The following is an 18242-nucleotide window of genomic DNA, read 5'->3' as shown; positions in this document are numbered from 1 at the left end:
GGAGAGGGCTTGTGGCGGCCGCCCCCTCTCAAAGATTTGCTAGGCAACAAGTTGCCAAGCCAAGTCTTTCCTCTCCCGCAAGGGGAGAGGGGCAGAAAACCGAGGGGGCAATCACAACGCCACCCTCTTCCGCGCCAGCACCGGCTCATCATGTTCGGCGAACCGCGCCGTCGCGTCAGCCAAGGGCTCCACCGAAACCGCCATCGCCGCGCCATTAGCGTGGATCAGGTTGCTCTCGTCCGCCATGATACCGACATGGCCGGGGAAGAAGACAAGGTCGCCGCGCTGCAGCTTTTCGTCCGCGCCCAGTGCTTCGCCAAAACCCGACTGCTGCATATCGGCATCGCGAGGCGCCTTGATGCCCTTGAGTCCAAAGACCAGCTGCACCAGCCCCGAACAATCGAGCGCATCGCCGCTGCGCCCGCCCCAGCTATAGGGCACGCCGACCAGCTTTTCTGCCAGATCGGCCGGCGATCCCTCGACCTTGCCGGGTTCGGACAAATGCACGCGCGGAATCCAGCCGCCTTCGCAAGCCAGAAACTTGCCACATTCGCTGGCTTCACCGCAGACGATCTGCGCGCCCATCGGATAGCGGGCCAGCACCGGAGCCTTGATCGAGGGCGTTGCCACCAGCAAGGTGGCAGGTGCGCTGACCACATGGGTTGCAGTGAAATCGTCCCCCAGATCGGCAAAGCGCAGATAACCCAGATAATCGTCGTGCAGGCAATAGCCCCAGGCCCATTCGCCCGCGACATCGAGCACGGCAAATTCCTCCCCATGCATCAACGCGCTGACGGGCATTGAGGAGAGATGCGGCTCGGCATGGATTTCGGTGACAGGCGCAATCCCGGTGCGCAGCATCGGCACCGCATAGTGCGGCGCGAACAGCTTACCGGCGAGCTTGATGTCCGCCAGATCGCCGCGGATCGGCGTCGTGCGCTTGTCGCCTTCGATGCTATGCCCGCTGAGGCGATAGGTCGCGCGTTGTTTGGGTGGCTGCTTTGCCAATTCTAACCCTTACCCTGTTATCGTCACCCCCGCGAAGGCGGGGGTCCATCACCGGCTGTTGAAACTTCCAAGTCAGGTGATGGATTCCCGCCTTCGCGGGAATGACGAGATATTCGAATTTAGTCCTTAGCGGACCGGATAGGCCTGCGACAAGTAGCGATAAACCGCCCGAAGCCCCAGCGCCTCTCCGCCCTTGGGCCGCCCCGGCTTTGCGGTCGGGCGCCATGCGAAGGTATCGAGATGCGCCCAGCGAACTTCATCGGGCACGAATTTCTGCATGAACAGTGCCGCGGTAATCGCGCCTGCAAAACCGCCGCCCGCATTGGCGGTATCGGCAATGTCGCTATCGAGCATATCGATATAGGGCTTCCACAGCGGCATCCGCCATAACGGGTCGGCCACCGCCTTGCCCGCATCGAGCAGGCCGTCAGCCAGTTCATCGTCATTGGCGAAAAGCGCTGGCAAATCAGGGCCAAGTGCAACGCGGGCAGCTCCGGTCAGCGTTGCAAAATTGACGATCAGGCCTGCCTTGTCTTCCACCGCCTTGGCCAAAGTATCGGCCAAAATCAGCCGCCCTTCGGCATCGGTATTGTCGATTTCGACATGGATACCCGCACGGCTCTTCACAATGTCTCCCGGGCGCAATGCGCCGCCTGCTACGCAATTTTCGACCGCCGCGACCAGCAAATGCAACCGCACCGGTAGATGCGCCTTCATGATCAGCTCGGCGAGCGCCAACGCATGGGCGGCACCGCCCATATCTTTCTTCATCAACCGCATGCCGACCGCGCTTTTCATCGAAAGCCCGCCCGAATCGAACACCACGCCCTTGCCGACGATGGCGATACGCGGATGGCGTTCGTCGCCCCATTCAAGTTCGATCAACCGCGGCGCATAATCGCGCGACGCTGCCTTGCCGACCGCATGGATCAATGGATAGCCGGTTTCGAGATCATGCCCCTTGGTAACATGCAGCTTGCCCTTATGCGCCTTTGCCAGCCGCTGTGCCTCGGCCTCCAACTGGTCAGGGCCCAGATCACCTGCGGGGCGGTTGACGAGCGTGCGCACCAGATCAGTCGCCTCTGCCTGGCGCACGGCATTTTCGATCCGCCCCGGCTCGCTGGTGAGCAGGACGCGCGGTCCTTTCAGCTTGGGTTCGCTGCGATAAACGTCAAAGCGATATTGGCCGAGCAGCCAGCCCAGCAAGGCATCGCCGGTTTCCGCACCTTTCAACCGATATGTGCCTTCAGGCAAAACTTCTGACGCCTTGGACAGCGACCAATGTTCGAGCTTGGTGGCATCGGCGACCACCAGTGCGGCCTTCCAATCGTCACTACCCGGGATGTGCAGGATCGCGAAATCTCCGGCATTTCCGTCAAACTTTTGCGCGGTGGCGGCGGCGCGGACGGGGCCGGGTTGGGCCGCGAACCACTCGGCAAAACCCTCTTTCGAAACGATTTCTATCTCGGTTGCGGCTTGCCCGCTATCGGGCTGGATCAAATTGCTATAGTCGGTCATCCAGCCTTGATAGCGACATCGATTCAACAGGGGGAGAAGCAAATGGACCTTCGCGCGGATTTTCTGAAGCGATTGCCCTTATTGTTCCTGTTCCTGCTCGCTGCCTGTTCGTGGAATGAACCTGCAACTGTCGAATTACCGAGAGACATCGGAGCTACGTCTGACGCTTTTGTGGCGGCGCTGCAAAAGGGCGAGAAGGCAGCGGCAGCGCGCCATGTCGCACCGACCGCCCTGGATGAACTCGAAGCCCGATTTTCAAAAGAATCTAAAGAATTACAGGCGGCACCTAAACTGACACCGCGATTTATCTCCTACAAGCCCGAAGGCATGCAAGGCCCAGAGGATTCGGAAGTCACCGTCACCTATGCCGCCAAAGATAACGGCAAGTGGACGACTGCGGAAGTGCGCCTGTTCCAGCTGCGCAACGAGCCCTATGAGGTCGATTACTGGAAGATCAGCAACGAGATGCCGGTTGCCAAATCCTACACCCCCGATCTGAGGCCAATGTACGGCGTCTTCGCCGCACTCGCTGGTGCCATTTTTGTGATCGGACTGCTCGCCATCGGCATCATCCTGTGGATCGTCCGCCGCAAACCGCATGTCGTCGCACCCGAGCCGGTCGCCGAAAGACGGGTGGCGGCGGTTACGACGCGGGAATCCGAGAACGAAGGTCATTAGAGAAAACCGTAGCCCTGAGCCTGTCGAAGGGCGCCTCAAGGTTTACACTATTCTGAAGGTCGTGCTTCGACAAGCTCAGCACTACGGTCGATTTTGCGAGCGTGAAGTTGTTACTCCGCCGCCTCCAGCATCGGCTCTGCAGTCGCTTCCAACGGTTTCACCATCTCGCCGGCCTTCGAAAATTGCATGATGCCATCGTCAATCGGTTCTTCAGTCAGGATCTTTTTCTCCGCCTTGTAATCCTGCAATACCCGCCATGGGTGGCGGTCGCCATTTTTGGGCAGCTTGTCGAACGAGCGCGCGAAATAGCCCGAGGAGAAATCATCAACCCACGGCAGGCGCGGCATATCGGCGTCGGCCAGATGCGGGTTGGCAATCTGCACACCCTTTGCATCCATCGTTTTCAGCAGGCGGCAGACATAATCGGCAACAATATCGGTCTTCAGAGTCCAGCTGGCATTCACATAGCCAAACACGCTCGCCATGTTCGGGATATCGTTGAACATCATGCCTTTATAGCTGACATGCTCATGCGGCGCGGTCGCCTTACCATCAATGCTGAGATTGGTCTTGCCCATCATCACCAGATTGAGGCCCGTAGCTGTGACGATGATATCCGCCTCCAACTCGCGCCCTGATTTCAGCTTGATGCCGGTCGGGGTGAAATGGTCGATATGATCGGTCACAATCTCCGCCTTTCCGCTGGAGATAGCGTTGAACATATCGGCATCGGGCACAAGACACAGCCGCTGTTCCCAAGGGGTGTAAGGCGGTGTGAAGTCTTTTTCGAAATTCGGATAATCGGCAGGCAGCATCTTGCGCGCCATTTCCAGCAGCCGCTTGCTCATCTTCTCCGGCTTGTTACGCGCCATATTATAGGCAAAACGCTGCATCGCGATGTTGCGCCAACGGGTGATCTTGTACGCCGTCATCTCGGGCAGGATCGCGCGCATCATATTGGCCAGCCAATCCTTTGCCGGACGGGAGACCATATAGGTCGGCGTGCGCTGCAGCATGTAAACCTTCTCGGCGGTCTCTGCCATCACCGGCACGATGGTCACGGCGGTTGCGCCGGAGCCAATCACTACAACCTTCTTGCCTGCATAATTCAGGTCTTCGGGCCAATGCTGTGGGTGAATGATCTTTCCGGTATAGCTGGCCTCTTGCGGGAATTCGGGGCGATAGCCTTGGTCATAATCATAATAGCCTGCGCACATGAACAGGAAGTTGGCGGTGAACTGCACCTCCGCGCCATCCTCTTCGCGGCGCGCGGTTACCGTCCAGCAGGCTTTTTCAGTCGACCAGTCGGCACCGAGCACCCGGTGGCGAAAGCGGATATGCGGTGTAATGCCATATTCCTCGGCAGTTTCATGGACATATTTGTGGATCGACGGGCCGTCGGCGATTGCCTTCGCCTCGGTCCAGGGTTTGAAACGATAGCCGAGCGTATGCATGTCCGAATCCGAACGGATACCGGGGTAACGGAACAGGTCCCAAGTCCCGCCCATATCGGCGCGCTGCTCGACAATGGCATAGCTTTTACCGGGGCACTGCATCGTCAAATGCGCGGCGGCGGCAATACCCGACAGCCCTGCCCCGACAATCAGGACATCAAATTCGCCACCATGCTGCTTCCCGGCCATATGCGTCTCCTCTGCGCTATTTAAGCGTGCGCTTAAAAGGAAACTTACTTACATGGTTGCAGATTGCAACCCGTTTACATCAGCCTTGGGCAATCACACCGAACAAGTCATGCTCGTCAGCATCTTCTATCGCAACGTCAACGATATCGCCCGATTTAAGCGTTTCTGGCACATCCCGCAGGAACACATTGCCGTCGATTTCCGGGGCATCGGCTTGGCTGCGCGCGGTGGCACCGATGCTGCCTTCTTCGTCCGATTCCCCGACCTCGTCGATAATCACGGGCAGCGTTCGGCCGACCTTCGCGGCGAGTTTTGCAGCGCTGATCGCGGCGGTTTTCTCCATGATGCGTTGATAGCGCTCTTCCTTGACCTCTTCGGGCACTGGATTGGGCAACGCATTGGCGGCAGCCCCTTCGACGGGTTCAAACCGGAACGCGCCGACACGGTCCAGCTGCGCCTCATCGAGCCAGTCGAGCAGATATTGGAAATCCGCCTCGGTTTCACCGGGAAAGCCAACAACAAAGCTGGAACGGATCGCGATATCGGGCGCGATGCTGCGCCAGTTGCGAATGCGTTCAAGCACCTTGGCCTCATTGGCAGGCCGCTTCATCGATTTGAGTACCGAAGGCGCAGCATGCTGGAACGGGATATCGAGATAAGGCGTTAGCAGCCCTTCAGCCATCAACGGGATGACATCATCCACATGCGGATAGGGATAGACATAGTGCAACCGCACCCAAGGCGCTTTGCCCTCCGATGTCCGCAAGTGCCCCAGTTCGCGCGCAAGATCGGTCATGTGCGCGCGCACCTGCCGCCCTTTCCATTCGCGCGGTTCGTGGCGGGTATCGACGCCATAGGCCGACGTATCCTGGCTGATAGCCAGCAGTTCCTTTGTGCCCGCCGACACCAGTTTCTCTGCTTCGCGCAGTACCGCATCAATCCGGCGGCTGGCCAGTTTCCCGCGCAAGGACGGGATGATGCAGAAGGCGCAGCTGTGGTTGCAGCCTTCGGATATCTTCAGATAGCTGTAATGGCGTGGTGTCAGTTTCAGCCCGCCTTCGGGAACCAGATCGACAAAGGCGCCGCGCGCAGGCGGGGCCGCTTCGTGCACCGCAGCGACGACATGTTCATATTGATGCGCGCCGGTGACGGCCAATACTTCGGGGAAGCGCGCGCGGATCAGCTCGGCTTCATTGCCCATGCAGCCGGTAACGATCACCCGGCCATTTTCGGCAATCGCCTCGCCAATAGCCTCAAGGCTTTCCTCCTTGGCACTGTCGAGGAAACCACAAGTGTTGACCAGAACGACGTCCGCGCCCTCATAATCGGGCGACATTGCATAGCCGTCTGCGCGCAGCTTGGTAAGGATACGTTCGCTATCGACCAGCGCCTTGGGGCAGCCAAGCGACACCATGCCCACCTTGGGCGCTTCTTGAATTTTCGTTGCCATGATGGCGGCGCGCATAGGCGTTTTGCGCGCACTTGTCACGAAGTGCGTTCACGCGCATGATGGAGCCGGGAGGAAACAGACATGGCAAACGCAAATCTTCTGGCGATACTGGTGGCGGCGGCATCTGGCTTCATGGTCGGCGGGCTTTGGTACGGTCCGTTGTTTGGCAAAGCGTGGCAACGCGAAATCGGGCTATCGGACGATGAAATCAAATCGGGCAATATGGCCAAGATTTTCGGGATCACCTTCCTGTTCAGCATCTTGTCGGCGGTTTTCCTCGGCCATTTGCTCTCGCATTTCGATACCGATTTTTACCGGACGATGATGATCTCCACCGGGATTGCGATCGGTTTCGTCGCCCCCGCTATCGGCACCAATTACCTGTACGGGCGCAAATCTGGCAAGCTGTTCGCCATCGATGCCGGATACTGGATCGCCTTTTACGCCGCGATGGGGCTAGTTTTCGGGCTGTTAGGGGCCTGATCGAAAGCCTTCAACTGCCTCAGGAATCGGTTTCGATCGGGTAGCAGATCCGAAAGCATATATTCGTCAAGCTTGTCGAGAAACGCCGCCAGCGCTCCGTTCAGCGCGCCCTGCAGCCCGCAAGCGCCAGCAACCGGACAACTGTTTGACCCGCGATCGAAACATTCGACGAAACTCTCGAGACTTTCCAGCTTGCGCACGACAAAACCGACATTGATCGCTTCGGGGGCCACGGCAAGCGCGAAGCCACCGCTACGCCCGCGCCGGGCCTCTATCAATTGCAATTCCACCAGACTGCGTGCCACCTTCATCAGGTGGTTGCGCGAAATGCCGTAGGCCCCTGCGATTTCATCGACCGGCGCCTGATCGGATTTGGTCGCCAGATACATCAGTATGCGCAGCGCATAATCGGTGTGCAGGTTCAATCGCATTAAAGTTGTATATCAAATGTTGCTTTTAGGCGCAACGCGCTTATAGATGCATTTCAAATACCACTTAATGAGTCGTATCATGACAACGCATCCATATTCCGCCTCCGCGCGCCAGGCCAAGAAAGCAGCTGCCGAGGCTGTCGGCATTGACGAGGCCTATATCGGCCTGATGGTCGAAAGCTTTTATGCACAAATCCGCAGCGATGCGATGCTGGGGCCGATCTTCAACAGCCGGATCAAGGCTTGGCCCGAGCATCTTGAGCGAATGAAGCAATTTTGGCGGTCGGTCTTGCACAACAGCGGTAGTTTTTCGGGCAATCCGATGCTGAAACATGTGGCAATCCCGCAGATCGAGGCCATCGAGTTCAATCACTGGCTCGCCCTTTTCAAACAAACCCTTGCGGATACTGCGCCATCTGAGGCCGCCCGGGATCTGATACTCGGTCGCGCACACATGATTGCCGATAGCCTACTGACCGGGATTCGCATCCATCGCGATGGCCACCTCGCCTCCAGAATGAAGGATGTTCAACATGCTTGATGAATCGCAGAGCGCAGCCCTTATCGAACAAAAGCCCGTCCCGATTGATACTGCACGCCCCGTTCGGATTATTCCTGACATCCCTGTTCTGCCAGAGGCAACCGACCTGCAGATCCCTAACTCGGTATGGCACGTCATGTGGGCATGCTACGCGTTGTTCTTCGTCGGCCTGCTCGCGGCCATTGGCACCGAACTTTCGGGCCTGTTCATGCTGGCCATAAGCGCTGCCTATACATTCATGTTTTTCGGGACAGCCGCTGTGTTGTTCGGCCTGAATCCGCCCCGGAAAAAATCGCACTTCGAACATGGCATTGGCGTGCTCGAAACCTGGACCGGCCCGATGAGCCGCAGCGCAGTAGCAGGACAGATATTGGCCGTACCGCTTTGTATTGCGCTGTTCGGCATTTCGATTGCGGTGATCGCAAGGGCGGTGGGTTTGTGAGTAATCCGGCCGTCTTGCCTGCATCGGCCACGCCCTATCGCAAAATCGGGCCGTTCGATGCGGCGACACTTCCTTCAGGCCTGCGCGCGGAGCATCGGCTGAAAGAGGACGTGTGGGGAAAACTCGAACTACTGGAGGGCTCGGTAGACTTCGTCTGGGACGATGGCCGCACCGATAAGCGCCACAGGCTCGTTACAGGCAATATCCAGTTGGTTACGCCAACGACCCCGCACCATCTGGAAGTGTCGGGGCCGTTCCGGCTGACAATCGAATTCTGGAAATAGCGCCGTTCAGGAATAAGCGGTGCGCAGCACCTGCAGCGATTCACGATGGGTCAGATCGAGTTGCAGCGGTGTGACCGAAATGAAGCCGTCATCGACGACTTCAAGGTCGGTATCATGGCCTGAGGTATGCTCGACCCCGTGCAGGCCGAACCAGTAATAGTCGTAACCGCGCGGATCGGTGCCCTTGACGATCGAACCACGGCTGTAATCGTGGAAGCCCTGCCGCACCACCTGAATGCCCTTGACCGCATCGGGTGCAACCGCCGGGAAATTCACATTGACCAGTGTGCGAGGTACGAACGGGGTTTCGAGCAGCGGCGCGAGCACTTTCGCGCCCCACGCCTCCGCAGCAGAAAAGGGCACGGCATCGCCCATGCCTTCCTTGCCATAGACCTGGCTCATCGCGATCGCGCGAACGCCAGCCAATGCGCCTTCCATCGCGGCGGAAACAGTACCCGAATAGGTGATGTCATCACCCAGATTGGCACCGCGATTGACGCCCGACAGAACGACGTCGGGTTTCGCATCTTTCATGATCACACCCAGCGCCATCATCACCGAATCGGTGGGTGTGCCAGTCACCGAGAAATGCTGATGGCCATGCTGGCGTATACGCACCGGGCGGGTCAGCGTGAGCGAGTGGCCCGCACCCGAATTCTCCTCTGCGGGGGCGACAATCCAGATATCGTCGCTGAATTCGCGTGCGATCTTTTCGAGGACCTTGAGGCCGGGGGCGTTCACGCCGTCGTCATTGGTGAGAAGTATGCGCATCAGTTCATCGGCTCCAACTTATTAAGTCCGCCCATATAGGGCTTCAGCACATCGGGAACCGACACACTTCCATCGGCATTCTGGTAGTTTTCAACCACGGCAACGAGCGTGCGGCCTACTGCCAGCCCCGATCCGTTGAGCGTATGGACAAAGGCTGTACCTTTGCCTTCCGCCGGACGATAGCGCGCGTTCATGCGCCGCGCCTGGAAATCACCGCAGTTGGAACAGCTCGAAATCTCGCGATACAGCCCCTGCCCCGGCAGCCAGACCTCCAGATCATAGGTCTTGCGTGCTCCAAAGCCCATGTCGCCGGTGCAGAGCAGCAGCTTGCGATAGGGCAGGTTCAACGCCTGCAATACGCTTTCCGCCGCCGCGGTCATCCGCTCATGCTCGGCAACGCTGTCTTCGGGGCGCGTGATCGAGACCAGCTCGACCTTTTCAAACTGGTGTTGGCGGATCAAGCCCTTGGTATCTTTGCCCGCAGCCCCTGCCTCGGAGCGGAAACAAGGTGTCAGTGCGGTCATGCGGATCGGCAGCGCGGCTTCGTCGAGGATCTGCTCGCGCACGCTGTTGGTCAGCGACACTTCGGCAGTAGGGATCAGCCAACGGCCATCGGTGGTCTGGAAGTTATCCTCGGCGAATTTGGGTAGCTGACCGGTTCCGAAAAGCGACTCCGTCCGCACCAGATACGGCGTCGCACATTCGCTATAGCCGTTGGTGCCCGTCTGATGGTCGAGCATATATTGGCCAAGCGCGCGATTCAGCCGCGCCATCTGCCCGCGCATGAAGGTGAAACGCGCACCGGAAATCGCGACACCGGTTTCGAAATCCAGCCCCAGTGGAGGGCCGATCTCGCTATGGTCCTTGGCTTCAAAATCGAAGGTGCGTGGCGTGCCCCAGCGGCTGACTTCGACATTGTCATTCTCGTCAGCACCTTGCGGCACTTCATCGAACGGCAGGTTGGGGATCGAAGCGAGCAGCGCGTCCAATTCGCCGGAAACCGCACGCTCCTGTTCCTCCAGTTGCGGCAGCTTTTCCTTGAGCACGCCGACCTCCGCCTTCAGCGCGTCGGCGGTTGCGGCGTCCCCCTTGCCCATCGCGGCGCCGATGGCCTTCGATGCTTCGTTGCGGCGCGATTGCCCTTCCTGCAGCTCGGTCAGCACCGAACGGCGGCGTTCGTCAAGGGCAAGGATTTCGGCAGACACAGCTGCGGCACCACGCCGTGCAAGCGCGGCGTCGAAGGCGGCAGGATATTCGCGGATATATTTCAGGTCGTGCATGGCCAAGGCCTATGCCGAGCAGCGCGCGCGGGCGCAAGCATCATAAACGAAAAGGGCGGCCCGAAAGCCGCCCCCCTCAACATTCCCCTGTGACGAAAATCAGGCAGCTTTCGACAGCTTCTTCTTCGCATTACGGCGGCGAGCAAAAAGGCCGGCCGCTGCTGCGCCAAAGAGAAGGACCATCGGCGGGGCCGGAACGTCCGTGCCACCGGTGCTGCTCGAGCTGCCGCCGCTCGATGACGAAGAACTGGAGCTGGACGAAGAGCTGGAAGAGCTGCTGCTCGACGACGATCCACTCGAACCCGTCGATCCAGTGCTGGTGCTGCCGCCAAAGCTGGACGAACCGCCTGACGAGCTGCTCGAAGAGCTGGAGGATGACGAACTGCCCGACGACGAGGAGGAGCCGCTCGAGCCGGACGACCCGCTGCTACCTGACGAGCCCGAGGATCCACTGCTGCCCGATGAGCCGCTCGATCCACCATTGCTGGAATGGCCACCGCTGCTGCCATGATGGCCGCCGCTGCTACCGCCCGGCTTGCCTCCCGTGCTGCCGCCGCCTGAAGACGAGCTCGACGAAGATGACGAACTGGAAGAGGATGAACTGCTCGACGACGAAGAACTCGAAGAACTTGTGCTATTGTTGCCCGACGAGGTCGATACGTTACCGCTCGAGGTGCTCACGCCGCCGGTCGAAGTGCTGACACCACCAGTCGATGTCGAGACGCCGCCCGTTGAGGTCGATGTGCTGACGCCGCCCGTTGAGGTCGAAACGCCGCCCGAAGTGCTGGATGTGCTGGATCCGCCAGTTGAGGTGCTCGAGCCGCCCGAACCGCCCGACGATGTGCTGGTCGAACCGGTCGAGGTGGACGAAACAACCACGGTGCCACCGCTGCTGCCGCCACCGCCGCCAGAAAAGCCGCCGAAGAAGCCGCCGCCAAAGCCACCACCAAAACCACCGCCAATCACAACTGGAACACCGCCACCGCTGCTGCCGACATCACCCATCGGGGGAAGCGGAGCATAGGGAATGGGCATCGGCATGCCCTGAGCGATTGCAACGGGTTGCGGTACGCAGGTTGTTGTCGTGGTGCGCACGACCTTGCGGACGCGCTTGACCTTACGGACGGGCGCGTGGCGGGCGATCTTGCGCGCCTTCACCTTTTTCTTGGCCTTGTGTACCTTGACTTGTGCGGGCGGTTGGTCAGCAACCTGCACCGCGCCGCCGCCGATCAGGGCACCGCCACATGTGCACGCGCACAATTTTGCCAAAGCCATCCGTACTGACATATTCCCTGACCTCTTCAGTCGTTGCGACGGTCAATTCACCCTGTTTGATGGATTCCCGCCCTTAATCGGTTCAATTGGGCAGAAGACTCCCATAGCCGCAATTCCATTAACCCTGTTCACCCGCCGAGAACAAAAAAAATCGCACGTTTTCCGGTGTAAAATGACGAAACGTCCCGTTGTGGAACTGTTTGGCCAGGCAAGGGTTAACTCTAACCGAAGTTATAGCAAATTTTGAACGAAAATTTCCACAGACGAATCTCGTGCGTTCGATTTGCCGCTTGTGCGGCTTTGGAGCCGCGTCTATAGCGCCCGCCAAGAGAGGGAATGCAGGCTTTTCGGCCTGTATTCAAGCCGTTCTTCGGTGGAGATTCTGCAATGAATGCCAGCACTCAAGTGCAAGATAAATCCGAAAAAATCAGCGAATTGGAGAGTGACCTAGACCCCGATTACGTGCCGTCTGATGATGAACCGTTCATGAGCGAGAAGCAGTTGCGCTTCTTTGAACTTCAATTGCTCAAATGGCGCAAAGAGATTCTGGATGAATCACGCGGTACGCTGAACCAGTTGCAAGACGGGCCCATTCGCGAACCCGATCTCAACGACCGCGCGTCAAGCGAAACCGATTGGGGCATTGAACTCCGCACGCGCGATCGCCAGCGCAAGCTTATCGCAAAGATCGATGCCGCACTGCGCCGGATCAAGGAAGGCGAATATGGATATTGCCAGGTAACCGGCGAACCCATTTCGCTCGCCCGTCTGCGCGCACGCCCGATCGCAACCATGACGCTGGAGGCGCAGGAACGCCACGAGCGCCAGGAACGCATCTCACGCGACGACTAATCAGAGTTACGGCGTCCTTTGTATTTAAGGACGCCGTCTCTATCCTAATAAGTGACGATCTTCACCTTCTGACCGCGCGAAAGCGCAGCGTTGCCGGATAGCCCGTTGAGCGCCAGGAAGCGTTCGGTCTGGAAGTTTTTATAGGCCATTTGTGCTGCCATCGTGGCTACCGTATCCGAACGCCCAACGGTAACAACCCTGACCTTACGGGGTTTTATGTCAGCCGCCTGCCTGTCGGTGAGCCGCGATACGCTCTCGAACATCGAAGTGAACGGAGTTGTATTGACCGGTGCAATTGTGACGAAGTGGAACGCCTGACTGTTCGCCCATTCATAAGCGAAAACTGTCAGCCTGACTGTACCAGATTGCTGAGTCGGTACATCAGCTGATGCGTAAAATGCTGGAATTCCATTGACCGTGGTCTGTTGAATCTGGCCGTAGTTGACCTGTTGCTGATTGCCGACCACAGCCTTGAACGCGGCATCGATATAGGCCCGCCGGTCGCCATTATAGGGCTGTGTTGTGAAAAGCGCTTTGCCGCCATTACCGTTGATCGTCACCGCCTGCGTGCCGTTAGACATGCCAAAGCCTGAAGGCACAGCAAAGCGGAGGCGAATGTCGGGGTGGAGAAACTCCTGCCCTTCGATGACGCCCTCTTTCGGGTCATCATCATACATCATCCCGTCGATCGCCCTTAGATGCGCATCGGCATTACGCACCGTGCTTGCGGGATATTTCCGCGCATTGGTTGCTGCACGGACAACGCGCTTCGCGGGATCGGGGTGCGTGCTCGCCCATTCGGGAACCGAATGGCCATTGAGGCCCGCAGCCTTGGCATCCACCGCTGTCTGCAGCGCGAGCGAGTTCAACATTGCCGACAAGGCAGAGGGATCATAGCCAGCCTTGCTGAGATATTTGATCCCCAGATCATCGGCCTGTTCTTCCTGGCCGCGCGAATATTTGAGCGTGAAAATCTGAGCCAGTGCCCCTGAATATTCACGGGCAACACCGCCCAGTGCGCCAGCGAGACCGCCATTGTCACCCAGCATCGCTCCGCCGACCGTACCGATCGCGCCGAGGATATTGGCTATTGTCGCCTGTTTTTGACGCTTCTTGCTATGGCGGGCAGCCGTATGGCCAACTTCGTGCCCCAATACGCCGGCCATCTCTGCTTCGCTGTTGCACAATGCGGCAAGCTGGCGGGTGATGTAGACGTAGCCGCCTTCGATCGCAAAAGCATTGTTCACGGCCGAGTTGAGGAAGGTAACCGTGAATTCGCCCTCGCTATTCGCCAGGCCAGATTGGAGTGCAATCTTCTTACCTACGCGTTCGACATAGGCGGTCTGCGGGCTTTGATAGGCGCCGCCAAATTCCTTGAGGATTTCAGGGTGATATTTCGCACCATTGGCCTTTTCCTTTGCCGAAAATGGCAAGGGTTCGCTGCTTTTCGATTTTGCTGCAGATACGCCTTCGGTTGAAACGTTACCTATGGCGAGAGCAGAGGCGGCGAGGGTCAAGAGCAGTTTGTTACGCACGACGGACTCCTATTTTTGCAGGCATACTTTAGCATGCAATCCCAAGAGTCTAGGTAAATTGTTGCAGTTGGCCCTGTTATGAACCCGGTTCGTGCAAGCGCTTAGAATTGGCCCATTTTCAGGAACTTGGCGTGCCGCTGCTGCTTCACTTCGCTCGCGCTGAGTTTCTCGAGTTCGGTCAGTGCTTCGGACAAGGCCTTGCCTAGATTAGCACTCGCCTCCGCATGATCGCGGTGGGCGCCACCAACTGGTTCCGGAACGATCGAATCAATGACGCCCAGCGATTTCAGATCAGCGGCGGTCACCTTCATTGCCTGCGCCGCGTCGGCGGCGCGATCATTCGTACGCCAAAGGATCGACGCACAGCCTTCCGGCGAAATGACCGCATAAACGGCATGTTCGAACATCATCACTTTATTGGCGGCAGCGAGCGCAACTGCCCCACCCGAGCCGCCTTCACCGACAATGCACGAAATCATCGGCACGCCCAGTTGCAGGCACTTTTCGGTCGAGCGGGCGATGGCCTCTGCCTGACCGCGTTCTTCCGCCTGGACGCCCGGGAAGGCGCCTGAGGTGTCGACCAGCGAAATGACTGGCAGTCCAAAACGGTCGGCCAGTTCCATCAGGCGGATCGCCTTGCGATAGCCTTCGGGTTTACCCATGCCGAAATTATGACGAAGGCGGCTTTCGGTATCATCGCCCTTTTCATGTCCGATCAGGACCACGCGACGGTCACCCAGCCTTGCCAATCCGCCCAAAATCGCCTGATCATCGCCAAAGGCGCGGTCCCCCGCCAACGGCAGGAAATCATCGAACAGATTTGCGACAAAATGCTTGAAATGTGGCCGCTCGGGATGGCGGGCCACCTGCGTTTTCTGCCATGGCGTCAGCTTCGCATAGGTATCGGCCAGCAATTTGTCCGCTTTGGCACGCAATTTTCCGATTTCGCTCGCTGCATCAATTTCGGTCTCACCCGCTGTATCTTCCAGTTCCTGGATGCGGGCTTCGAGTGCGGCGACCGGCTTTTCGAAATCGAGATAGACTGTCATGCCTCGCCGTTAGAACCTGCAGGCGGCGGGGTCAACGAGAGAGCTTGCGTTTTGCGAGCGGGTGCCGCTGGTTCACCAGTTCGACGAGCTTCGAGGAATCGACATGGGTGTAGATTTGCGTGGTTGCGATATCCGCATGGCCCAACATAGCCTGTAGCGCCCGCAAATTGGCCCCACCAGCCAGCAAATGGGTAGCAAAAGCATGGCGTAATACGTGCGGGCTGACCTTTGCCGGATCAATACCCGATTCCGCAGCCAGTTCGCGGATTATCTGGAACAGGCGGATACGGCTGATGTGCACATCGCCATTACCCGAAGCCCGGGCCGCCCGCGAAGGGAAGAGATATTTCGACTCTTTGGGCACAAAGGCGTGCCAAGCACCGACCGCTTGCCGCGCACGGTCCGAAATCGGAACCAGCCGCTCTTTCGAGCCTTTGCCAATCAGGATGATGTAGGGTCGGTCGCGAACAATAGAGGTACGCGGCAGCGCAACAAGTTCGGTAGCGCGCAAGCCAGAGCCGTAGAGCAGTTCAACAAGTGCCGACAGCCGATAGTCGAGCGGCGACGGTTTTGGTTTGGCCAGTCGCGTTTCGATCGAAGCAAACAGCGCCTCCACTTCTGAAATATCGAGAACTTTTGGCAGAGCACGGCTTTGCACCGGGCGCGGCAAGGCAGCGGACGGATTATCAGCCCGAAAGCCTTCTTCTTCCAAAAAGCCGAAAAAGCCCCGCAATGCCGCCGCTTTTCGCGCGATAGAACTGTTCGCCAGATGCGACCAGCCGGCAGTCAATATGGCCAGCCTATCCTTGCCGGCTACGGCCATTTTGCCTGCAAGCATCTCGGATGCGGCAGCAAGATCGCTGCGATAGGCGAGAAGGGTATTTCGCGCGACGCCACGTTCTGCAGCAAGCATTTCGAGGAATCGCTCAATCAGATCGGCATCGGTACCTGGGTTGGTTGAGCTATTCAACTGAGCCTCAACTCCAGCTCACTGCTTCTGCGGCGATCATCCGCGCTTCCCCATCAAGCCCGACCTTTTTCAGCGCGCGCACAATGTGAAAGAGATGGTGCGGTGGAATATCCTCCCAGCCAGCGCCCTGCAGCGCCGCAGCAGAAAGGAGGACCACGGTTCCGCTTTCCCCGCGTTGCGCCGCCGATGTGATTGCACGCGACCAGCCACTTTCTTTGCGGATATTGACCTCGAGTGTCTCCGAGAAATCGGTGACTGCTGCGGCCTCTACACGGCCAAGTCCTGCAAGGCCTGCCAGCAAGAATTTCGATTTCCGATAATCGGTACTGTCGTCATTGCTGCGGAAATCGTTGAGTTCGCCTTCGTTGATCGCTCCACGCCATCCGGGTGCGGCACAGGCAAGCAGACCCCAGCCGAGCGAACCGCCCTCGACGATCGATGCCCAGCGAACCGCCTGTTCGTCAAAGCCGGCCGATAGCATGGACGCAACCAGTCGGTCGGCTTCGCCCGCATGATCTTCGCTAGGGGCAATCAAGGCCGCTGCACGCGCAGTCAAAACCAGTGCTGACCGGCGCTGATCGGGGGTTGAACCACCATCCCACAAATCGGCCATGGCAGCGACCTTCGCGGCGTTGCCATTGCCTGCATAGGCCGTTCGCAACAATTCCCCGCGTGCCTTGATGTCGGATGGCGCATCGGGGTCTTCAAAGGCGATGCTATAGATATCGACCAATGCGCGGTTGGATAGCACGCCCATCGCAGCAGCAGCCGGGGCGGAACGCATACGGGCAGGAAGCGAGGCCGTGGGAAGTTGCGCGACCCAGCCATTCACCTGTCTGCCTGCCTCCGCGTAGAGTGCTTCGGGGGGCTCAACACCGGTTGCCTGACCGATACCATGGCGCCAGGTCGTAAAGCCTTTGGCTTTTTCCCATTCAATTTTTACCGAGCGACGCCCCTGCATCCCGGCGCCGACCGCTTTTTCGCCCAGGAGGTAATCTATCCCTTTCATCCACCCGCGCGCGCGCGCCTGATTGATCAGCGCTGTCGCGCGGCCTTGCTCTCCAGCCAGCGAGGCGCAGATCGGCTGCGCCATCTTCCACGTGCCTTCGCCCGTCTGCTGCGCGCCAGAGTCTGCCACAGGGCACATGCCGGACAAATCGGCATTGGCGAGGAAAACCGGCATCGCGACTTGATACAGCCGCTTTGTATATCGATCCGGATCGATCTGTTGCACCAACTGGCGCGCTGCGACCGCATCGCCCATGCGTAAAAGCAGCCAGCTACGCTCTGCCGTCCAGTCTGCGCCATTGACATTGCGCGGCGTTTCCGTGCGGCTGGCGAGCAACCGACGGGTCATGATCATCCCCCAGCGCGATGCGAGCGGGCCGTTCGTCCGCTGCAAAACTTGCGTCAGAAATGGACCGTCTATGGTTCCGAACGCCCCTGCCGGAAAACCGCCCGATGCGTCGGTGAATAGTCCGACTGCCTTGAGGGAGCGCCTTGCGGTCGGCGGCACGTCATATCGAACTTCGGTCTCTTCCTCTTCCTCCTCTTCATCCTTTTCAGGATCTTCGGAAGACGTGGCGTCTGTAGCAGTGTCGTCGGCAGGAGCCGCGGAAGGCGCCGTTGGCGCACCATCCGAGGGGCGCGGCACATTGCTGCCCGGCGGCGGCGAAGGACGCGATGCAGGTGGAGGTGCAGGATCGTTAAAGCCAGGCGGCAACAGCGATTCCGGTCCCTGTTGGCCAAGCACCGGGATGGTGTAGACCAACGCCGCAACGCCTGCCGTCGCGCATAGAAGCATCGAGATCCGCTGCTTTGCCATATCAGTCTTTACCACTCGCTCCGTCGGTTGTGGGCCGGATGCCCGGCTGAACCTCTATTTCGACAACCCTTTGCGGCTGTTCACTGCCAAGCCATTCGAAGAAAAACAGCGCCGCGACAAGTACAATCGCCACCGTGAACCACGGCAAGATGCGCTTGACCTTAGGCTTACCCTGCACTTTTCCTCCTGAATACGCCATTCGGCAAA

20 protein-coding genes are annotated in these 18242 nt (G+C 58.8%); 8 read left to right on the top strand and 12 right to left on the bottom strand.

All coding sequences use genetic code 11. The features are described from left to right. Positions 1-111: 111 nt before the first annotated feature. A complete protein-coding gene (locus PKC81_RS01110; RefSeq protein WP_324332773.1) occupies positions 112-1008 on the bottom strand; it encodes an NlpC/P60 family protein in 897 nt (298 codons plus the stop codon). Positions 1009-1134: 126 nt separating this feature from the next. Continuing rightward, positions 1135-2526, bottom strand: coding sequence for a leucyl aminopeptidase family protein (locus PKC81_RS01105; RefSeq protein ID WP_324332772.1), 1392 nt, complete (start codon positions 2524-2526; stop codon positions 1135-1137). A 42-nt stretch (positions 2527-2568) separates the two neighbouring features. Between PKC81_RS01105 and PKC81_RS01100 the strand changes: the two genes are divergently transcribed. After that, entirely contained in the window at positions 2569-3204 is a 636-nt protein-coding gene (locus PKC81_RS01100) for a hypothetical protein (protein WP_324332771.1), read from the top strand. A gap of 110 nt (positions 3205-3314) precedes the next feature. On the opposite strand, the gene PKC81_RS01095 is transcribed toward PKC81_RS01100, so the two are convergent. Further along, positions 3315-4847 carry an NAD(P)/FAD-dependent oxidoreductase gene (locus PKC81_RS01095; RefSeq protein ID WP_324332769.1) on the bottom strand — a complete coding sequence of 511 codons (1533 nt, stop codon included), beginning with the start codon at positions 4845-4847 and terminating at the stop codon, positions 3315-3317. Positions 4848-4926: 79 nt separating this feature from the next. After that, a complete protein-coding gene (gene rimO / locus PKC81_RS01090) occupies positions 4927-6312 on the bottom strand; it encodes a 30S ribosomal protein S12 methylthiotransferase RimO (RefSeq protein ID WP_324332768.1) in 1386 nt (461 codons plus the stop codon). Positions 6313-6378: 66 nt separating this feature from the next. On the opposite strand from rimO, the gene PKC81_RS01085 reads away from it, so the two are divergent. Next, positions 6379-6780 carry a DUF1761 domain-containing protein gene (locus PKC81_RS01085; RefSeq protein ID WP_324332767.1) on the top strand — a complete coding sequence of 134 codons (402 nt, stop codon included), beginning with the start codon at positions 6379-6381 and terminating at the stop codon, positions 6778-6780. On the opposite strand, the gene PKC81_RS01080 is transcribed toward PKC81_RS01085, so the two are convergent. Further along, positions 6738-7211: an Rrf2 family transcriptional regulator gene (locus tag PKC81_RS01080; protein ID WP_324332766.1), complete on the bottom strand. Its 474-nt coding sequence runs from the start codon at positions 7209-7211 to the stop codon at positions 6738-6740. The two genes, PKC81_RS01085 and PKC81_RS01080, sit on opposite strands and share 43 nt — an antisense overlap. Positions 7212-7290: 79 nt before the next feature. On the opposite strand from PKC81_RS01080, the gene PKC81_RS01075 reads away from it, so the two are divergent. The 3 genes from PKC81_RS01075 to PKC81_RS01065 are packed head-to-tail and all read left to right on the top strand — an operon-like array spanning position 7291 to position 8478. Then, complete coding sequence (locus PKC81_RS01075) at positions 7291-7752, top strand: group III truncated hemoglobin (RefSeq protein ID WP_324332765.1); 462 nt, start codon at positions 7291-7293, stop codon at positions 7750-7752. Next, entirely contained in the window at positions 7745-8194 is a 450-nt protein-coding gene (locus PKC81_RS01070) for a hypothetical protein (protein WP_324332764.1), read from the top strand. The genes PKC81_RS01075 and PKC81_RS01070 overlap by 8 nt, the downstream gene beginning before the upstream one ends. Further along, positions 8191-8478 (top strand): DUF1971 domain-containing protein, encoded by a 288-nt coding sequence (locus PKC81_RS01065; protein WP_324332763.1) that lies wholly within the window; start codon positions 8191-8193, stop codon positions 8476-8478. Before PKC81_RS01070 ends, PKC81_RS01065 begins: the two co-directional genes overlap by 4 nt. 6 nt (positions 8479-8484) lie before the next feature. Here the strand turns inward: PKC81_RS01065 and surE are convergent, their stop codons facing one another. Then, the gene (gene surE / locus PKC81_RS01060) at positions 8485-9249 is read right to left on the bottom strand and encodes a 5'/3'-nucleotidase SurE (protein WP_324332762.1); all 765 of its coding nucleotides are present in this window, start codon (positions 9247-9249) and stop codon (positions 8485-8487) included. Next, a complete protein-coding gene (serS, locus tag PKC81_RS01055; RefSeq protein WP_324332761.1) occupies positions 9249-10529 on the bottom strand; it encodes a serine--tRNA ligase in 1281 nt (426 codons plus the stop codon). Before serS ends, surE begins: the two co-directional genes overlap by 1 nt. A 211-nt stretch (positions 10530-10740) precedes the next feature. On the opposite strand from serS, the gene PKC81_RS01050 reads away from it, so the two are divergent. The 3 genes from PKC81_RS01050 to dksA all read left to right on the top strand — a co-directional run bounded on the left by PKC81_RS01050 (position 10741) and on the right by dksA (position 12656). Then, positions 10741-11040 carry a hypothetical protein gene (locus tag PKC81_RS01050; RefSeq protein ID WP_324332760.1) on the top strand — a complete coding sequence of 100 codons (300 nt, stop codon included), beginning with the start codon at positions 10741-10743 and terminating at the stop codon, positions 11038-11040. A gap of 33 nt (positions 11041-11073) precedes the next feature. Next, positions 11074-11553, top strand: coding sequence for a hypothetical protein (locus PKC81_RS01045; protein ID WP_324332759.1), 480 nt, complete (start codon positions 11074-11076; stop codon positions 11551-11553). Positions 11554-12191: 638 nt separating this feature from the next. After that, positions 12192-12656, top strand: a complete 465-nt coding sequence (dksA, locus tag PKC81_RS01040) for an RNA polymerase-binding protein DksA (protein WP_298598952.1) — start codon at positions 12192-12194, stop codon at positions 12654-12656. Between the two features lie 44 nt (positions 12657-12700). Here dksA and PKC81_RS01035 read toward each other — a convergent pair whose 3' ends face one another. The 5 genes from PKC81_RS01035 to PKC81_RS01015 form a co-directional block, all read right to left on the bottom strand. Next, positions 12701-14191 (bottom strand): M48 family metalloprotease, encoded by a 1491-nt coding sequence (locus tag PKC81_RS01035; protein ID WP_324332757.1) that lies wholly within the window; start codon positions 14189-14191, stop codon positions 12701-12703. A gap of 101 nt (positions 14192-14292) precedes the next feature. Then, a complete protein-coding gene (locus PKC81_RS01030) occupies positions 14293-15240 on the bottom strand; it encodes an acetyl-CoA carboxylase carboxyltransferase subunit alpha (protein ID WP_324332756.1) in 948 nt (315 codons plus the stop codon). Between the two features lie 31 nt (positions 15241-15271). Beyond that, positions 15272-16210 carry a tyrosine-type recombinase/integrase gene (locus tag PKC81_RS01025; RefSeq protein ID WP_324332755.1) on the bottom strand — a complete coding sequence of 313 codons (939 nt, stop codon included), beginning with the start codon at positions 16208-16210 and terminating at the stop codon, positions 15272-15274. A 7-nt stretch (positions 16211-16217) separates the two neighbouring features. Continuing rightward, a complete protein-coding gene (locus PKC81_RS01020) occupies positions 16218-18035 on the bottom strand; it encodes a hypothetical protein (RefSeq protein WP_324332753.1) in 1818 nt (605 codons plus the stop codon). Between the two features lies 1 nt (position 18036). Further along, positions 18037-18213, bottom strand: a complete 177-nt coding sequence (locus PKC81_RS01015; protein ID WP_324332752.1) for a hypothetical protein — start codon at positions 18211-18213, stop codon at positions 18037-18039. Positions 18214-18242: the final 29 nt, after the last annotated feature.

It is taken from the genome of Sphingorhabdus sp., from assembly GCF_035329025.1.
Classification (GTDB): Bacteria; Pseudomonadota; Alphaproteobacteria; order Sphingomonadales; family Sphingomonadaceae; genus Sphingorhabdus_B.
This window is presented reverse-complemented; position numbering and strand designations above follow the sequence as displayed.

Excerpts from the sequence above, each read along its gene's own strand:
- PKC81_RS01080 (WP_324332766.1), bottom strand. The coding sequence starts at position 7,211 with ATGCGATTGAACCTGCACACCGATTATGCGCTGCGCATACTGATGTAT.
- PKC81_RS01095 (WP_324332769.1), bottom strand. The coding sequence starts at position 4,847 with ATGGCCGGGAAGCAGCATGGTGGCGAATTTGATGTCCTGATTGTCGGG.
- PKC81_RS01020 (WP_324332753.1), bottom strand. The coding sequence starts at position 18,035 with ATGGCAAAGCAGCGGATCTCGATGCTTCTATGCGCGACGGCAGGCGTT.
- PKC81_RS01030 (WP_324332756.1), bottom strand. The coding sequence starts at position 15,240 with ATGACAGTCTATCTCGATTTCGAAAAGCCGGTCGCCGCACTCGAAGCC.
- serS (WP_324332761.1), bottom strand. The coding sequence starts at position 10,529 with ATGCACGACCTGAAATATATCCGCGAATATCCTGCCGCCTTCGACGCC.
- dksA (WP_298598952.1), top strand. The coding sequence starts at position 12,192 with ATGAATGCCAGCACTCAAGTGCAAGATAAATCCGAAAAAATCAGCGAA.
- PKC81_RS01100 (WP_324332771.1), top strand. The coding sequence starts at position 2,569 with ATGGACCTTCGCGCGGATTTTCTGAAGCGATTGCCCTTATTGTTCCTG.
- rimO (WP_324332768.1), bottom strand. The coding sequence starts at position 6,312 with ATGCGCGCCGCCATCATGGCAACGAAAATTCAAGAAGCGCCCAAGGTG.
- PKC81_RS01105 (WP_324332772.1), bottom strand. The coding sequence starts at position 2,526 with ATGACCGACTATAGCAATTTGATCCAGCCCGATAGCGGGCAAGCCGCA.
- PKC81_RS01075 (WP_324332765.1), top strand. The coding sequence starts at position 7,291 with ATGACAACGCATCCATATTCCGCCTCCGCGCGCCAGGCCAAGAAAGCA.
- surE (WP_324332762.1), bottom strand. The coding sequence starts at position 9,249 with ATGCGCATACTTCTCACCAATGACGACGGCGTGAACGCCCCCGGCCTC.
- PKC81_RS01085 (WP_324332767.1), top strand. The coding sequence starts at position 6,379 with ATGGCAAACGCAAATCTTCTGGCGATACTGGTGGCGGCGGCATCTGGC.
- PKC81_RS01070 (WP_324332764.1), top strand. The coding sequence starts at position 7,745 with ATGCTTGATGAATCGCAGAGCGCAGCCCTTATCGAACAAAAGCCCGTC.